This is a genomic window from Pseudoxanthomonas winnipegensis (assembly GCF_030322905.1).
GTDB lineage: Bacteria > Pseudomonadota > Gammaproteobacteria > Xanthomonadales > Xanthomonadaceae > Pseudoxanthomonas_A > Pseudoxanthomonas_A winnipegensis.
Genome location: NZ_CP095475.1, coordinates 1,144,201 through 1,158,114 on the forward strand (window position 1 = coordinate 1,144,201; position 13,914 = coordinate 1,158,114).

Genomic DNA, 13,914 nt, shown 5'->3' on the forward strand with positions numbered 1-13,914 from the left:
GTCCATGCAGTCGGCCATTTCGCGCAGCCGCAAGCGGCGCAAGCTGAAATCCGAGATCAACGTCGTGCCCTACATCGACGTGATGCTGGTGCTGCTGATCATCTTCATGGTGACCGCGCCGATGCTGACCCTGGCGGTGAACGTGGAGCTGCCCAAGTCGCACGCCAAGTCGGTGGAGAGCAAGAGCGATCCGATCATCATGACGGTGGACAAGGACGGCAACTACTTCCTCAAGGTCACCAAGGACGACAAGCTGCAGGCCTATTCGCCCGAGGAGATCTCTGCGCGCCTGAAGGCGATGGTGGCCGAGCAGGGCGAGGACAAGATCAGCGTGATGCTGGCCGCGCCCGGCGATGCGGACTACCAGAAGGTGATCACCGCCACCGCGCTGCTGTCCGAGTCCGGCGTCAAGAAGGTGGGGCTGGTCTCGCAACCCGGCGGCACGGGCGGCAATGCACGCTGAGGCCACGCATCTGGATCGCCGCGACCCGCGCGACCGCCCCGGCACGGCGGTCGCCCTGGCCGTGGGCGTGCACGTACTGCTGCTGGCCCTGATCATCGCCTCCTCCTATTTCCACTGGAACCAGGACCAGGCCGAGGCCGCCGCCGGCTCGCCCGCGATCGAGGCCTCGCTGGACCTGTCGGCCGCCGACATGCGCGCCGCGCAGCAGGCCGTGCGCGAGTCGGCCAAGGTCGAGCCCAAGCCGACCCCGCCCACGCCCATGCCGCAGCCGGTGGCCGACGAGGACACCGTGCCGCCGCCGCAGCCGGTGCCGGAGCCCAAGCCGCAGGATTCGCCGGTGCCGCGCCAGCAGCAGGCCCAGGAGCGCGTGCCCGATCCGCAGCAGGTCAACCAGGAAGAGGCCAGCCGCCTGGCCATCGCCCAGGAGAAGGCCGAGAAGGAGCAGGAAGCCAAGCGCCGGCAGGAGCAGATCGACCTGACCGAGCGCAAGAAGCAGGAAGAAGCCGAGCGCCTCCAGCGCCTGGCCGCGCAGCAGGAAGAGGACGACCGGCAGAAGAAGCTGGCCGCCATCCGCGCCCAGCGCGCCCAGGCCGACAAGCAGGCCCAGCTGGCCGAGCAGAAGCTGCGCCAGCTGGCCGACGCGCGCGCCCGTCAGGCCTCGCAGCAGCAGGCCACGCAGGCGTCCTCGTCGCAGGCCGCCGCGTCCAACCCCTCGCCGGGGCAGAACGGCACCGATCCGGGCCTGCTGGCCAAGTATCAGGCGGCCATCCAGAGCGCGGTCATGAACCAGTGGACGCGTCCGGACTCGGTGGCGGTGGGCACGCGCTGCAAGGTGCTGGTGACCCAGCTGCCCGGCGGCGAGGTGATCTCGGCCGAGGTGCAGCCGGGCTGTCCGATGGACGCGGCCGGCCAGCGTTCGATCGAGGCGGCCGTGCTCAAGGCCCAGCCGCTGCCGTACCGCGGTTTCGAACCGGTGTTCAACCGCCGCCTGATCTTCAATTTCGAGGCGCAGGACCGCTGATCGCGGGCCGCGCCGGGCGGTGGTTCACACCGCCTTGGCGTTCATGATTGCGAAAATGTTCACCCGTCGGCTGCTATCCCTAGCCGATCTTTTCGCACAAGCCCAGCCTTCATGAAGAAACTCACGCGGTACTTCGCCCTTGTCGTGGCCCTGTTCCTGCCTGCAGCGGCCTTCGCCCAGAGCCAGGGCCTTGAGATCAACATCGTCGGTGGCAACCCTTCCGCGCTGCCGATCACCATCGTGCCGATGCCCTACCAGGGCTCGGGCGCCGCACCGACCACCGACGTCTCGCAGGTCGTCAGCGCCGACCTGGATCGCTCCGGCGCGTTCCGCACCCTGCCGGTGGCCAGCATCGTCGAGAAGCCGACCCGCGGCTCGGAGATCCAGTACCCGACCTGGCGCGCGCTCAAGCAGGATTACATTGTTGTCGGTCGCGTGCTGGACGGCGGCAACGGCGCCTACCGCGTCGAGTACGAACTGTTCGACGTGGCCAAGCAGGAGCGCCTGCTCGGCCTGGCCATGACCGGCCGCGCCAACGCCATGCGCGATGTCGCCCACCAGATGGCCGACGCCATCTACGAGAAGATCACCGGCATCCGCGGCGCCTTCTGGACCCGCATCGCCTACGTCACCCAGACCGGCCTGGGCGCCAATGCGCGCTACGCGCTGATGGTGGCCGACTCGGACGGCTTCAACCCGCAGACGATCGTGCGCTCGGCCGAGCCGCTGCTGTCGCCGGCCTGGAGCCCGGATGGCCGCAAGCTGGCCTATGTGAGCTTCGAGCGCGGCAACTCCTCGATCTACATCCAGGACATCACCACCGGCGCGCGCGAGCTGGTCGCCAGCTTCCGCGGCATCAACGGCGCGCCGGCGTTCTCGCCGGATGGCCGCAAGCTGGCCCTGACGCTCTCGCGCAGCGGCAACCCGGAGATCTACGTGATGGACCTGGGCAGCAAGGCGCTGACCCAGATCACCAACCAGTACGGCATCGACACCGAGCCGACCTGGAGCGCTGACGGCAGCTCGATCTACTTCACCTCCGACCGCGGCGGCCGTCCGCAGATCTACAAGGCCTCGGCCAGCGGCGGCGGCGCCACGCGCGTGACCTTCGAGGGCAACTACAACGCGACCCCGACCGTGTCTTACGACGACAAGAAGATCGCCGTGGCCCAGGGTTCGGGCAACACTTATCGCATCGCCATGATGGATTCCAGCACCGGTTCGCCGCGCTGGACCACGCTTTCGCCCGGTTCGCTCGATGAGTCGCCGAGCTTTGCCCCCAACGCCTCGATGATTCTGTATGCCGCACGCGAGGGCGGTCGGGGGGTGCTGTACGCCGTGTCCGCCGATGGCCGTGTCCGCCAGCGCCTGGTGCTGGCCCAGGGCGATGTGCGTGAGCCGGCCTGGTCGCCGTATCGGAACCAGACCCCGCAAAAATAATGCGAAAGGGTCATTCCGCCGGTTTAACATTGCGTTAAACTAACCCGCGTTTTTGCATCCACCACCCCGGATCCGCGTAAGGAACCCAAATGAACACCACTCTCCGCGTCGTTGCTTTGTCCCTGATGTCCGTGGCCGTTCTGGCCGGTTGTAAGAAGAACACCAAGGCTCCGCCGCCGCCGCCGGCCGTCGAGCCGCCGCCGGCCATGACCCAGCCGACCACCAACGCCGGTGCCTACGGCCCGAGCGATCTGGATACCGACGCCTGCCTGCGCCAGCGCGTGGTGTACTTCGATCTGGACCAGGACGCCGTCAAGCCGGAGTTCCAGGCGATCATGGCCTGCCACGCCAAGTACCTCAACGATCGTCCGTCGGCCCGCATCAACCTGGAAGGCAACACCGACGAGCGCGGTTCGCGTGAGTACAACATGGGCCTGGGCGAGCGTCGCGGCAACGCGGTCTCCTCCGCCCTGCAGGCTGCCGGCGGTTCGGCCAGCCAGCTGTCGGTGGTGAGCTACGGCGAAGAGCGCCCGGTCTGCACCGAGTCGACCGAGGAGTGCTGGGCCAAGAACCGTCGCGTCGAGATCGTGTACACCGCGAAGTAATCGACGTTCGACCTCGGGCCACCGTTCGCGGTGGCCCAACGGGGCCGGTGACCGGGGCGGGGCAACAGGACACAACCTGTCTGCCCCGGTCGGCGCCGGCCCTTTTCGTTGGATGGCCATGGTTCAATGCTCCGGCCGTCCGATCCGCAACCCTCGTTACGTGAGCGCCATGCGTCCCATCCGATTCCGTCTTCTCCTGCCGGCCCTGCTGCTGTCGCTGGGCGTCGCGCCCGCCGCCTTCGCGCAGAAGGCCAGCCTGGCCGACCGCGTCGCCGCGCTGGAAGTGCGTGCCAACAACACGCAGGCCAATACCGACCTGCTCAACCAGATCACCCAGCTGCGCCAGGACCTGGCCAGCCTGCGCGGCACCGTCGAGCAGCTGCAGAACGAGAACGAGCAGCTCAAGCAGCGCGCGCGCGACCAGTACCTCGACCTGGACGGCCGCATCGGCCGCCTGGAGAGCGGCGGTGGCGGCGGCGCGGCTGCCGGTACTCAGCCTCCCGTGTCCGCGGCGCCCGCGGCCGGCGCCAAGGCTGCGCCGCCGGCGGCGGGTGCGCCCGCCGCGACCGCCGAGGCCCCGCCCGCGGTCCACGGCGACGCCGGCGCGATGGCCCAGGCGGGCGACGAGCGCACCGCCTACGGTGTGGCCTTCGACGCGCTGAAGAAGGGCGACTACGCCGACGCGGCCAACCTGTTCACCAGCTTCCTGCAGCTGTATCCCAGTGGCGTCTATGCGCCCAACGCGCTGTACTGGCTGGGCGAGAGCTATTACGTCACCCAGAACTACCAGATGGCCGCCGACCAGTTCCGCGCGCTGCTCTCGCGTTATCCCACCCATGACAAGGCGCCCGGCGCCCTGCTCAAGCTGGGGCTGGCGCAGTACGGACTGGGCAAGGTCAACGACGCGCAGACCACGCTGCAGCAGGTGATCCAGCAGTACCCCGGCAGCGACGTGGCCCGCACCGCCGACGATCGCCTGCATTCGATCCAGGTCGGGCAGATCCGCTGAGCCCAACGAGGTCCGCCAGGACCTTTCGCAGTACCGCAACACGCACCACTCAAACGCCACCGCGAGGTCTGCGGTGGCGCCGCCATAAGAGCGTGTCATGGGCTTTGGGATGAGTGCGAAGCCGCCCCAGGCGGCTTCCCGGAGGGTTGTCCGTCAGCGGCACGGAGCCGGCGCCGCGCGGCTTGCCTTGGCGGCCAGCCAAGGCGGCGCCACGCGACACCGTCTCCGCACCGCTGACGACCAACGCATCTCATCCCAAAACCCACGACACGCTCTAGAGAGCCTCCGCAATGAACGCCGCCGCCGCCGCCGTCCCCAGCCAGATCGAACAATCGCCGCAGGACCGGCTGAAGATCACCGAGATCTTCGTCTCGCTGCAAGGCGAGGCCGACGCCGCCGGCTGGCCGACCGTGTTCGTGCGCCTGACCGGCTGCCCGCTGCGCTGCCAGTACTGCGACACCGCCTACGCCTTCCACGGCGGCACCTGGTGGGAGATCGAGGACATCCTGGCCGAGGTCGCGCGCGCGGGCGTGCGCCATGTCTGCGTGACCGGCGGCGAGCCGCTGGCGCAGAAGCGCTGTATCGGCCTGCTGGCGCGGCTGTGCGATGCCGGCTACGACGTCTCGCTGGAGACCTCCGGCGCGCTGGACGTCTCGCAGGTCGATCCGCGCGTCTCGCGCGTGGTCGACATCAAGACCCCCGGCTCGGCCGAGGAGCACCGCAACCGCTGGGACAACCTGCCGCTGCTGACCGCGCGCGACCAGGTCAAGTTCGTGCTGTGCAGCCGCGCCGACTACGACTGGGCGCGCGAAGTCGTGCGCGAGCACGCGCTGGACCAGCGCTGCGCCGTGCTGTTCTCGCCGTCCAAGGATCAGGTGAGCCCGCGCGCGCTGGCCGACTGGATCGTCGAGGACCGCCTGCCGGTGCGCTTCCAGATGCAGCTGCACAAGCTGCTGTGGAACGACGAACCCGGCCGCTGAACCCGCGCGGGAAGTGCCGGCCCGGCGCCCGGGCGGTAGGCTATGCGTTCCCCGGCCTGTCTCGCCGGCAAGAAGAACACCCCACATGAACAATGCAGTCGTCCTCGTCTCCGGGGGCATGGATTCGGCCGTCGTCCTGGCCATCGCCCGCGAACACGGTTTCCGCACGCACGCGCTGAGCGTGCAGTACGGCCAACGCCACACGTCCGAACTCGACGCCGCCGCGCGCGTGGCGCAGCAGCTGGGCGCCGCCGCGCACAAGACCGTCCACGTCGACCTGCGCAGCATCGGCGGCTCGGCGCTGACCGACGACATCGAGGTGCCGCAGGCCGGCGGCGAAGGCATCCCGGTCACCTACGTGCCGGCGCGCAACACCATCATGCTGTCCATCGCGCTGGGCTGGGCCGAGGTGCTCGGCGCGGCGGACATCTTCTGCGGCGTCAACGCTGTGGACTACTCCGGTTATCCGGACTGCCGGCCCGAATTCATCTCCGCCTTCCAGGCCCTGGCCAACCTGGCGACCAAGGCGGGCGTGGAAGGCGCCGGCCTGCGCGTGCACGCGCCGCTGCAGTTCATGAGCAAGGCCGACATCGTGCGCGAGGGCGTGCGCCTGGGCGTGGACTTCGGCGCCACCGTGTCCTGCTACAACGCCGATGCCAATGGCGCGGCCTGCGGGCGCTGCGACGCCTGCCGCCTGCGCGCGGCGGGCTTCGCCGACGCGGGCGTGCCCGATCCCACGCGCTACGCCTGAGGCGCGGGTCGCATCGCCAGCCCTTTCCGGTAGAATGGCCGGCCCCGGCGCAACGCCGGGCCGCGTGTCCGGGCCGTTAGCTCAGTCGGTAGAGCAGAAGACTTTTAATCTTTTGGTCGAAGGTTCGAATCCTTCACGGCCCACCATCGCAGGATTTCAGGGTGTCCGGTAAGTTTTCAGCAATGCCGGAAAGGCCTTAAAAAGTACATGGTTTAGGTCTCAGTGAGTCTCGGACCGCCCTCCATGAGTCGGCGGTCTTCCGGTCGAGTAAGCGACTGCCCGCGTTGCAAAAAAGACGAGCGCTCAGAATGAGCGCATTAACGCTGCCGCAGATTGCGGACTCCGCAGGAATAATGACCCGCGCCGCAGCGATGCGTACCGCCAGAACAACAGGTGGCTTGAACAATTGGTTCCGCCGAGCCTTGTCCACTTCTCAGCGCTGTATGGCCGCCCGCCAGTCTCACTTGGTTATGCAGATCTGCAGTCCCTCGGGAGTGCCGACGCTTTGAGAGGTCCAGTCACTGTCCTGCGAGTCCGCGAACATCTTTCCGCGAGGTGGATGCGTTAGGCTCATCCGACGGGGACAGACAATGGACGGTCTAATGTGCTCAAGGATGTTGCGACGCGCTGGATGGCGTCTTGCTGTCGTGGTCATGCTTGCCCTGGCCACCGGTGCACACGCTGGCACGGTTCGGGAGAACCGCAAGGATTCCAGCTACACCGTGACGGGGCGGGATGGTCACCAGATCCTTGCCTCCATGAAGGCCTGGAGCGATCGGGCCAAGGCTCAGCTAGGAAAGGATGATGGGCCGGCAGAGGAAACACTCGCTGGCCTGACGCGCGCAAAGATGCGCCTGGATTATGTCCTGCGCGAGTCGTCAGGGGCTTGCCGCATCATCAGGAGCCAAGTGGGGATCGGTATCTCCGTTGCCTTGCCTGTCTGGACCCCGGATCCCAGGGCGTCGGTGGCAACGCGCGAATTCTGGCGTGATCTCCAGCAGCGAGTGCAGGTCCATGAAGAGCACCATGTGGCGATCGCCCGCCGCTATGCACACCAGCTGGCAGACGCAGTCGAGCGCATCCAGGCCTCTTCGTGTTCAACCGCTGAGCGGCTGGCCAAGCAGAAGGGGGCCGAGGTCGTCGCTCAGATGCAGAAGGCACAGGCGGATTTCGACAAGGTCGATGGACACCTGAAGCTCTCGTGGGCGAAGCCTGGTGCGGCGGTCGAACGTAGGCTGTCGAATTCGCGAGCGAGCAAATCCTTGCTGTGGGTCTTCTTCTTCGCCGCGTATGGCATCGGCGCACGCTATTTCTGGGCGCTGATGGCGCGCAGGCAGGCTGCGGCCGAACGCACGCGGACGGGCCCGAGGCTGCAAGACGACGTGGTCGCGGTCGCTTGCCTCTTCGCCACCGCAATCCTTCCGCCATTGGCCATGCTCTTGATCGAGCATGGGAGAGCGAGCGGGCCGGCGGTGCTGATTTTCATCCTGGCCTGGGGATGCTCGATCGTTCCGGCAGCCATCGTTGCAGGACGCATCATGGCCGTAGCCAAGCGGCGCTAGTGTTGGCGAACGGTCCGTCGCCACCATTGAGATTTTGCCGGCCGTGGCGTTGACAGCCATTGCGCCGCGGCGCGACGCTTGTCGCGTCCGCGAGCCATTGGCGCCCCTTCGATGATTTCCAAACTGCCGCGCTGGGTCTGGTCCGGTGCCTGGGTCATGGCCTTTACCGCGGGCATCGTCAACGTCGTGGCGCTGCTGGGGTTCGGCCATCAGGGCGTGAGCCACATGACCGGCATCACCTCGGAGATGGGCGCGCGCGCGGCGGTGCTGGATCTGCGGGGGCTGGCGCAGCTGGCCGGTGGCGCGTTCTTCTTCGTCGCTGGAAGCGCGCTCAGCGGGGCGCTGATCGGCGATGTCGCCCTGCAGCTGGGGCGGCGCTATGGGCTGGTGCTGGTGCTGGAAGCCGGCCTGCTGCTGGCCTCGGTGCCGCTGATGACCCGTGCCTCGATGTGGGGCCTGTGGCTGGCGGCCTGCGCCTGCGGCCTGCAGAACGCGATGGCCACCACCTACAGCGGCGCGGTCGTGCGCACCACGCATGTCTCGGGCATGTTCACCGACCTGGGGCTGGCCATCGGCCATGGGCTGCGGCGCATGCCGCTGCCATGGCGCCGGCTGTCGCTGTGCGTAACGGTGATCACCGGCTTCCTGGCCGGCGGCCTGGCCGGCGCGCTGGGTTTCCACCGCTGGTCGTATACGGTGCTGATCGCGCCGGCGGTGATCTGCCTGGGGCTGGCCTGCGTGTACGCGCTCTATGCGCGGCGCGTGGCGGAGCACGCCGCTTCCAAAGGCGTCGCCTAGGCCTAGCCCGGTGCGGCCGAGGTCTTTACGCTTGCAGGCCCTTCGTCCCACGGCCGGTGCGCCTGTTCGCCCATGACCGATTCCCACGAACCCGCCGACGGCCTGCAGCTGCGTCGCGCCACGCCGCTGCCGCCCCTGGCGTACTTCGGCCTGATCGCGCTGGACATGGATTCGACGCTGATCACCATCGAATGCATCGACGAGATCGCCGCGGCGGTGGGCCTGAAGGCGCAGGTGGCCGCGATCACCGAGGCGACCATGCGCGGGGAGATCGCCGACTTCCGCGAGAGCCTGCTACGCCGCGTGGCCCTGCTCAAGGGTGTGCCGGAGGGTGCGCTGCAGGAGGTCTACGACACACGCCTGCAGCTCACGCCTGGCGCAGAGCAGCTGCTCGAGGCGTGCAAGGCCGCCGGGCTGAAGACGCTGCTGGTCTCCGGCGGTTTCACCTTCTTCGCCGAGCGCCTGCGCGCGCGGCTGGGGCTGGACTTCGTCCGCTCCAATCGGCTGGAGGTGGTCGACGGCGCGCTGACCGGGCGCGTGCTGGCCCAGGCCTGGGGCGATGTCTGCGATGGCGCGGTCAAGCGCGCGACGCTGCTGGACGTGGCCTCGCTGCTGGGCCTGGACCCGGCACGCACGATCGCGGTGGGCGATGGCTCCAACGACATTCCGATGATGCAGGCCGCGGGCCTGTCGGTGGCCTTCCACGCAAAGCCGCGTGTGCGCGAGGTGGCGGCGGTGTCGATCGACACGGGCGGGCTGGAACGGCTGCTGGACGTCCTGGGATAGCGCAGTCGCGAGCCCGCTTCCGCGGTTGGCGCGGAAGCAGGCCCGGGTGCCGCGCCTTCCCTCACGAGCGAGGGAAGGGCGCGGCGGAGCCGATCAGGCCAGACGGTCGGCGATGGTCTTGCGCAGGCTCTTGAGGTCTTCGGCGAAGATGCGGATGCCGTCGGCCAGCTTCTCCTTGGCCATCGGGTCGGCTTCGACGTCGGCCTTGAACTTGGCCGCATCCACCGGCGTGTGGCTGCCGCCTTCGGCCTTGGCGGGCGTCAGCTTGCGCGGCAGCTCGCCGTGGTCGGCATCGAGCTTGTCCAGCAAGTCCGGCGAGATGGTCAGGCGATCGCAGCCGGCCAGCGCTTCGATCTGCTCGGTCGAGCGGAACGAGGCGCCCATCACCACGGTCTTGATGCCGCGGCGCTTGAAGGTGTCGTAGACACCGCGCACGAACACCACGCCCTGGTCCTCATCGATGTTGGCCGGTGCCTGGCCGTGGGCCTTGTACCAGTCCAGGATGCGGCCCACGAACGGCGAGATCAGGAACGCATCGGCCTCAGCGCAGGCCAGGGCCTGGGTCGGGTTGAAGATCAGCGTGCAGTTGCAGTCGATGCCCTCGGCCTGCAGCTGGCGGCAGGCCTCCACGCCTTCCCAGGTCGAGGCGAGCTTGATCAGCACGCGGTCCTTGGGCACGCCGTTGTCGGCGTACATGGCGATGAACTTCTTCGCCTTGGCCACGCTGGCGGCGGTGTCATAGGCCAGGTCGGCATCGACCTCGGTCGACACGCGGCCCTCGATCAGGCCGGAGAGCTTGGTGCCCACGCCGACGGTGAGGCGATCGGCGACCTCGGCGACCAGTTCATCGGTGACCTCGCCCTGGCCGCGCGCCCAGGCGATCTGCTCGTCGATCAGGTCGGCATAGACCGGCAGGTCCAGCGCCTTCTTCACCAGGGTCGGGTTGGTGGTGCAGTCCACCGGCTTGAGGCGCTTGATCGCGTCGAAGTCGCCGGTGTCGGCCACGACCACCGACAGGTCGCGCAGCTGCTGCAGTTTGCTTGGGGCACTCATGGGTCGTTCCGTCAGGTTGGAAGAGAGGAATGGGGAAAGGGTCTCACGCGCGTCGTTGCCGGATCGTCGATGCGGCGCGGCGCGGCGGTGCGGTGGCAGGCGCGGAAGGATCCAGCAGCGCGGGCGGCAGGTCCTTGAAGACCTGCGCCAGCTGCATCAGGAAGCCGGACATCGCCGAGCTCTTGCGCCACACCATGGCGATGCGCCGGCTGGGATGGGAGTCACTGAACCCCAGCAGATGGATGTTGTCCGAGCGCGCCACCGGCGGCTTGACCGCCAGCGTCGGCAGCAGGGTCACGCCGACGTCGGCGGCGACCATCTGGCGCAGGGTTTCCAGGCTGGTGGCGCGGAACTCGGACTTCTCGTTGGCGCCCGAGAGCCGGCACACCTCCAGCGCCTGCTCGCGCAGGCAGTGGCCGTCCTCGAGCAGCAGCAGCTTCTGGTCGGACAGTTCGTCCAGGGTCAGCGAATCGCGCGCGGCCAGCGGATGCCCCTCGGGCACGGCTAGCACGAAGGGCTCCTCGAACAGGAACTCCACGTGCAGCTGGTCCTCGTCCACCGGCAGGGCCAGCAGGCCGGCGTCGAGCTTGCCCTCGCGCAGCCGCTGCAGCAGCACATCGCTCTTCTCCTCCACCAGCAGCAGCTCCAGCTGCGGGAAGCGCGTGCGGATGGACGGCACCACGTGCGGCAGCAGATACGGGCCGAGCGTGGGGAAGATGCCCAGCCGCACGGTGCCGGCCTCGGGGTCCTGGCTGCGCCGCGCCGATTCCTTCATCTGCTCGACCTCGGCCACGATCCGGCGCGCGCGCTCGGCCGCGTCGCGACCGGCCGGGGTCAGCATGACCTTGCGCGGCGCGCGCTCGACCAGCGACACGCCCAACTCGTCCTCCAGCTTCTTGATCTGGGTGGACAGGGTGGGCTGGCTGACGAAGCTGGCCGCCGCGGCGCGGCCGAAATGCATGTGGTCGGCGAGGGCTACCAGGTACTTGAGGTCACGCAGGTTCACGGCTGGAGGACTTGTCTGACACGGCCATCGGCGCCGTCGATGCATTCAACGCCTTTTGCCTCGCCCGATCAATCGACGCAGGCTGAACCCCTAGCGAGAGCTCTCCACTGGTGAGGATGACCCGGGTGCGTTGATGGTTAACGCGAGGTCGGTGAGCGGACTTCGCCGATCAGCCTCGACCCGGCCAGGCGCGGCTCCTCGGCTCACCAGCGCTCCCTGGCTCAGCCTGGGACCGGATAGGATAGAGACTCCGCATCATGCTTGGGGGAGCAACTGTCTCTCAGATCAAGCCGTGGCCTCCTTGTAGAGCGGAGCTTGCTCCGCTGGGGCTTGCCGATGATCCGGTCGAAACGCAGCGGAGCAAGCTCCGCTCTACATGCAGGCCGCGAGATTTGAGGAGACAGTTGCTCCCACGACGGGATCTGCACCCAACCGGTAGAGGCCCGCTGCGGTGGACCGGGACTTCTTTCGACCCGAAGGCATAGACCAACACGCGCGAGGCAGCGGGCCGGCGGGCAGGGGCCGCGACCAGCGAGGCAGGAAGCCGAGCGCCCGAGTCAGGGCAGGATGCCCTGATCGAGGGAAAAGCGGCCCCTGCCCGTCGGACCGCTGCCCACCCGAAGCCGCAACACGCCCACTCCCCGCCCCTCGATAGGGTGAAGCACAAAAAAAAGCCCGCCGGGGTCACCGGCGGGCTCATTCGCACCTTGTCGCGTGTCCGGATCAGGCCGCCTTGGCGGCAGCCGGCTCCTGCGCGGCGGGGGCGCTGTGGCGGATCAGGTGGTCGAAGGCGCTCAGCGCAGCCTTGGAGCCTTCGCCCATGGCGATCACGATCTGCTTGTACGGCACCGTGGTGGCATCGCCGGCGGCGAACACCCCCGGCACGTTGGTCGCGCCGCGGTCGTCGACGATGATCTCCCCGCGCGGCGACAGCGCCACGGTGTCCTTGAGCCACTCGGTGTTGGGCAGCAGACCGATCTGCACGAAGATGCCTTCCAGCTCCAGCGTGTGCTTGGCCTCGTTGGTGCGGTCGGTGTAGGACAGACCAGTGACCTTGTTGCCGTCGCCGTGTACCTCGGTGGACAGCGCCGAGACGATGATGTCCACGTTGGGCAGGCTGCGCAGCTTGCGCTGCAGGACCTCGTCGGCACGCAGCTTGTGATCGAACTCGATCAGCGTGACGTGCTTGACGATGCCGGCCAGGTCGATGGCCGCCTCGACGCCCGAGTTGCCGCCGCCGATCACCGCCACGCGCTTGCCCTTGAACAGCGGACCGTCGCAGTGCGGGCAATAGGCCACGCCCTTGTTGCGGTACTCGTTCTCGCCGGGCACGTTCATCTGCCGCCAGCGCGCACCGGTGGACAGGATCACCGTCTTGCTCTTGAGCGAGGCACCGTTGGCCAGCTGCACCTCGATCAGGCCATCGGGCCCGGCGGGGATCAGCTTCTCGGCCCGCTGCAGGTTCATGATGTCCACCTCGTACTGACGCACATGCGCCTCGAGCGCGGCGGCCATCTTCGGCCCCTCGGTCTCCTGCACGGAGATGAAGTTCTCGATCGCCATGGTGTCCAGCACCTGGCCACCGAAGCGCTCGGCGGCCACGCCCGTGCGGATGCCCTTGCGCGCGGCGTAGATCGCCGCGGCCGAGCCCGCCGGGCCACCGCCGACCACGAGCACCTCGAACGGCGCCTTGGCCGAGATCTTCTTGGCGTCGCGCTTGGCCGCACCAGCGTCCAGACGCCCGACGATCTCTTCCAGGTTCATGCGACCCTGGCCGAAGGTTTCACCATTGAGGTACACGGTCGGCACCGACATCACCTGCCGCTGTTCCACCTCGTCGGGGAACACCGCGCCGTCGATGGCCACGTGCTGGATCCTGGGGTTGAGCACCGCCATCAGGTTCAGTGCCTGGACCACGTCCGGGCAGTTCTGGCAGCTCTGCGAGAAATAGGTCTCGAACTTGTAGTCGCCTTCCAGCCCCTGCACCTGCTCGATGGTCTCCAGCGAGGCCTTGGACGGATAGCCGCCGACCTGGAGCAGCGCCAGCACCAGCGAGGTGAACTCATGGCCCATCGGCAGGCCGGCGAAGCGCAGGTGGATGTCCTGGCCCGGCGAGTTGAGGGCGAAGGAGGGCGTGTGCACGTCGGCATCGCGGTGCTCGACCAGCGAGACCTGGTCGGACAGCAGCACGATGTCGCTCAGCAGCTCGAGCATCTCCTTGGAGGTGGGCGAGTCGTCGACCGAGGCGATCAGCTCCACCGGGCGCGTCAGGCGCTCGAGGTAGGCCTTGAGTTGGGTCTTGAGGGTGTCGTCCAACATGGCGCTTCTCCTTGAAAGGGCGGCAAAGGACCGTCCGGCCCGGAGTGGGCAGACGAGGGGGTCAGGGGACAAACCGCAGACCGCGACGCAGGCGGGCTCCGGTTTGCCGCCTGCGCCGCCC

At 68.1% G+C, this 13,914-nt stretch carries 13 protein-coding genes and 1 tRNA gene; 11 read left to right on the plus strand and 3 right to left on the minus strand.

Features of this window, described 5'->3' with window-relative positions; genetic code table 11:
• The first annotated feature begins 4 nt into the window (after positions 1–4).
• The 11 genes from tolR to serB all read left to right on the plus strand — a co-directional run bounded on the left by tolR (position 5) and on the right by serB (position 9,415).
• Entirely contained in the window at positions 5–463 is a 459-nt protein-coding gene (tolR, locus tag MWN52_RS04915) for a protein TolR (protein WP_130515836.1), read from the plus strand.
• On the plus strand, positions 453–1,484 hold the full coding sequence (tolA, locus tag MWN52_RS04920; protein ID WP_130515837.1) for a cell envelope integrity protein TolA: 1,032 nt from the start codon (positions 453–455) through the stop codon (positions 1,482–1,484). Before tolR ends, tolA begins: the two co-directional genes overlap by 11 nt.
• 111 nt (positions 1,485–1,595) lie before the next feature.
• Positions 1,596–2,924: a Tol-Pal system beta propeller repeat protein TolB gene (tolB, locus tag MWN52_RS04925; RefSeq protein WP_130515839.1), complete on the plus strand. Its 1,329-nt coding sequence runs from the start codon at positions 1,596–1,598 to the stop codon at positions 2,922–2,924.
• A gap of 89 nt (positions 2,925–3,013) precedes the next feature.
• Positions 3,014–3,529 (plus strand): peptidoglycan-associated lipoprotein Pal, encoded by a 516-nt coding sequence (gene pal / locus MWN52_RS04930; RefSeq protein WP_130528867.1) that lies wholly within the window; start codon positions 3,014–3,016, stop codon positions 3,527–3,529.
• A 178-nt stretch (positions 3,530–3,707) separates the two neighbouring features.
• Positions 3,708–4,538 carry a tol-pal system protein YbgF gene (gene ybgF / locus MWN52_RS04935; RefSeq protein ID WP_286577681.1) on the plus strand — a complete coding sequence of 277 codons (831 nt, stop codon included), beginning with the start codon at positions 3,708–3,710 and terminating at the stop codon, positions 4,536–4,538.
• Between the two features lie 290 nt (positions 4,539–4,828).
• Positions 4,829–5,518, plus strand: coding sequence for a 7-carboxy-7-deazaguanine synthase QueE (queE, locus tag MWN52_RS04940; RefSeq protein WP_286576871.1), 690 nt, complete (start codon positions 4,829–4,831; stop codon positions 5,516–5,518).
• 85 nt (positions 5,519–5,603) lie between these two features.
• A complete protein-coding gene (queC, locus tag MWN52_RS04945; protein WP_286576872.1) occupies positions 5,604–6,269 on the plus strand; it encodes a 7-cyano-7-deazaguanine synthase QueC in 666 nt (221 codons plus the stop codon).
• Between the two features lie 70 nt (positions 6,270–6,339).
• Positions 6,340–6,415: transfer RNA gene (locus MWN52_RS04950), tRNA-Lys, on the plus strand.
• A gap of 507 nt (positions 6,416–6,922) precedes the next feature.
• Positions 6,923–7,831, plus strand: a complete 909-nt coding sequence (locus tag MWN52_RS04955; protein ID WP_286576873.1) for a DUF922 domain-containing protein — start codon at positions 6,923–6,925, stop codon at positions 7,829–7,831.
• Between the two features lie 111 nt (positions 7,832–7,942).
• Positions 7,943–8,629 carry a YoaK family protein gene (locus MWN52_RS04960; protein WP_286576874.1) on the plus strand — a complete coding sequence of 229 codons (687 nt, stop codon included), beginning with the start codon at positions 7,943–7,945 and terminating at the stop codon, positions 8,627–8,629.
• A 72-nt stretch (positions 8,630–8,701) separates the two neighbouring features.
• Entirely contained in the window at positions 8,702–9,415 is a 714-nt protein-coding gene (gene serB / locus MWN52_RS04965; protein WP_286576876.1) for a phosphoserine phosphatase SerB, read from the plus strand.
• Between the two features lie 93 nt (positions 9,416–9,508).
• Here the strand turns inward: serB and MWN52_RS04970 are convergent, their stop codons facing one another.
• The 3 genes from MWN52_RS04970 to ahpF form a co-directional block, all read right to left on the minus strand.
• Positions 9,509–10,468: a transaldolase gene (locus MWN52_RS04970; RefSeq protein ID WP_286576878.1), complete on the minus strand. Its 960-nt coding sequence runs from the start codon at positions 10,466–10,468 to the stop codon at positions 9,509–9,511.
• 43 nt (positions 10,469–10,511) lie between these two features.
• Positions 10,512–11,474 (minus strand): LysR substrate-binding domain-containing protein, encoded by a 963-nt coding sequence (locus MWN52_RS04975; RefSeq protein WP_130515859.1) that lies wholly within the window; start codon positions 11,472–11,474, stop codon positions 10,512–10,514.
• Between the two features lie 723 nt (positions 11,475–12,197).
• Entirely contained in the window at positions 12,198–13,793 is a 1,596-nt protein-coding gene (gene ahpF, locus MWN52_RS04980; protein ID WP_130528877.1) for an alkyl hydroperoxide reductase subunit F, read from the minus strand.
• Positions 13,794–13,914 lie beyond the last annotated feature (121 nt).

Excerpts from the sequence above, each read along its gene's own strand:
- queE (WP_286576871.1), top strand. The coding sequence starts at position 4,829 with ATGAACGCCGCCGCCGCCGCCGTCCCCAGCCAGATCGAACAATCGCCG.
- MWN52_RS04960 (WP_286576874.1), top strand. The coding sequence starts at position 7,943 with ATGATTTCCAAACTGCCGCGCTGGGTCTGGTCCGGTGCCTGGGTCATG.
- ahpF (WP_130528877.1), bottom strand. The coding sequence starts at position 13,793 with ATGTTGGACGACACCCTCAAGACCCAACTCAAGGCCTACCTCGAGCGC.
- pal (WP_130528867.1), top strand. The coding sequence starts at position 3,014 with ATGAACACCACTCTCCGCGTCGTTGCTTTGTCCCTGATGTCCGTGGCC.
- queC (WP_286576872.1), top strand. The coding sequence starts at position 5,604 with ATGAACAATGCAGTCGTCCTCGTCTCCGGGGGCATGGATTCGGCCGTC.
- tolA (WP_130515837.1), top strand. The coding sequence starts at position 453 with ATGCACGCTGAGGCCACGCATCTGGATCGCCGCGACCCGCGCGACCGC.
- serB (WP_286576876.1), top strand. The coding sequence starts at position 8,702 with ATGACCGATTCCCACGAACCCGCCGACGGCCTGCAGCTGCGTCGCGCC.
- MWN52_RS04955 (WP_286576873.1), top strand. The coding sequence starts at position 6,923 with ATGCTTGCCCTGGCCACCGGTGCACACGCTGGCACGGTTCGGGAGAAC.
- tolB (WP_130515839.1), top strand. The coding sequence starts at position 1,596 with ATGAAGAAACTCACGCGGTACTTCGCCCTTGTCGTGGCCCTGTTCCTG.
- MWN52_RS04970 (WP_286576878.1), bottom strand. The coding sequence starts at position 10,468 with ATGAGTGCCCCAAGCAAACTGCAGCAGCTGCGCGACCTGTCGGTGGTC.
- tolR (WP_130515836.1), top strand. The coding sequence starts at position 5 with ATGCAGTCGGCCATTTCGCGCAGCCGCAAGCGGCGCAAGCTGAAATCC.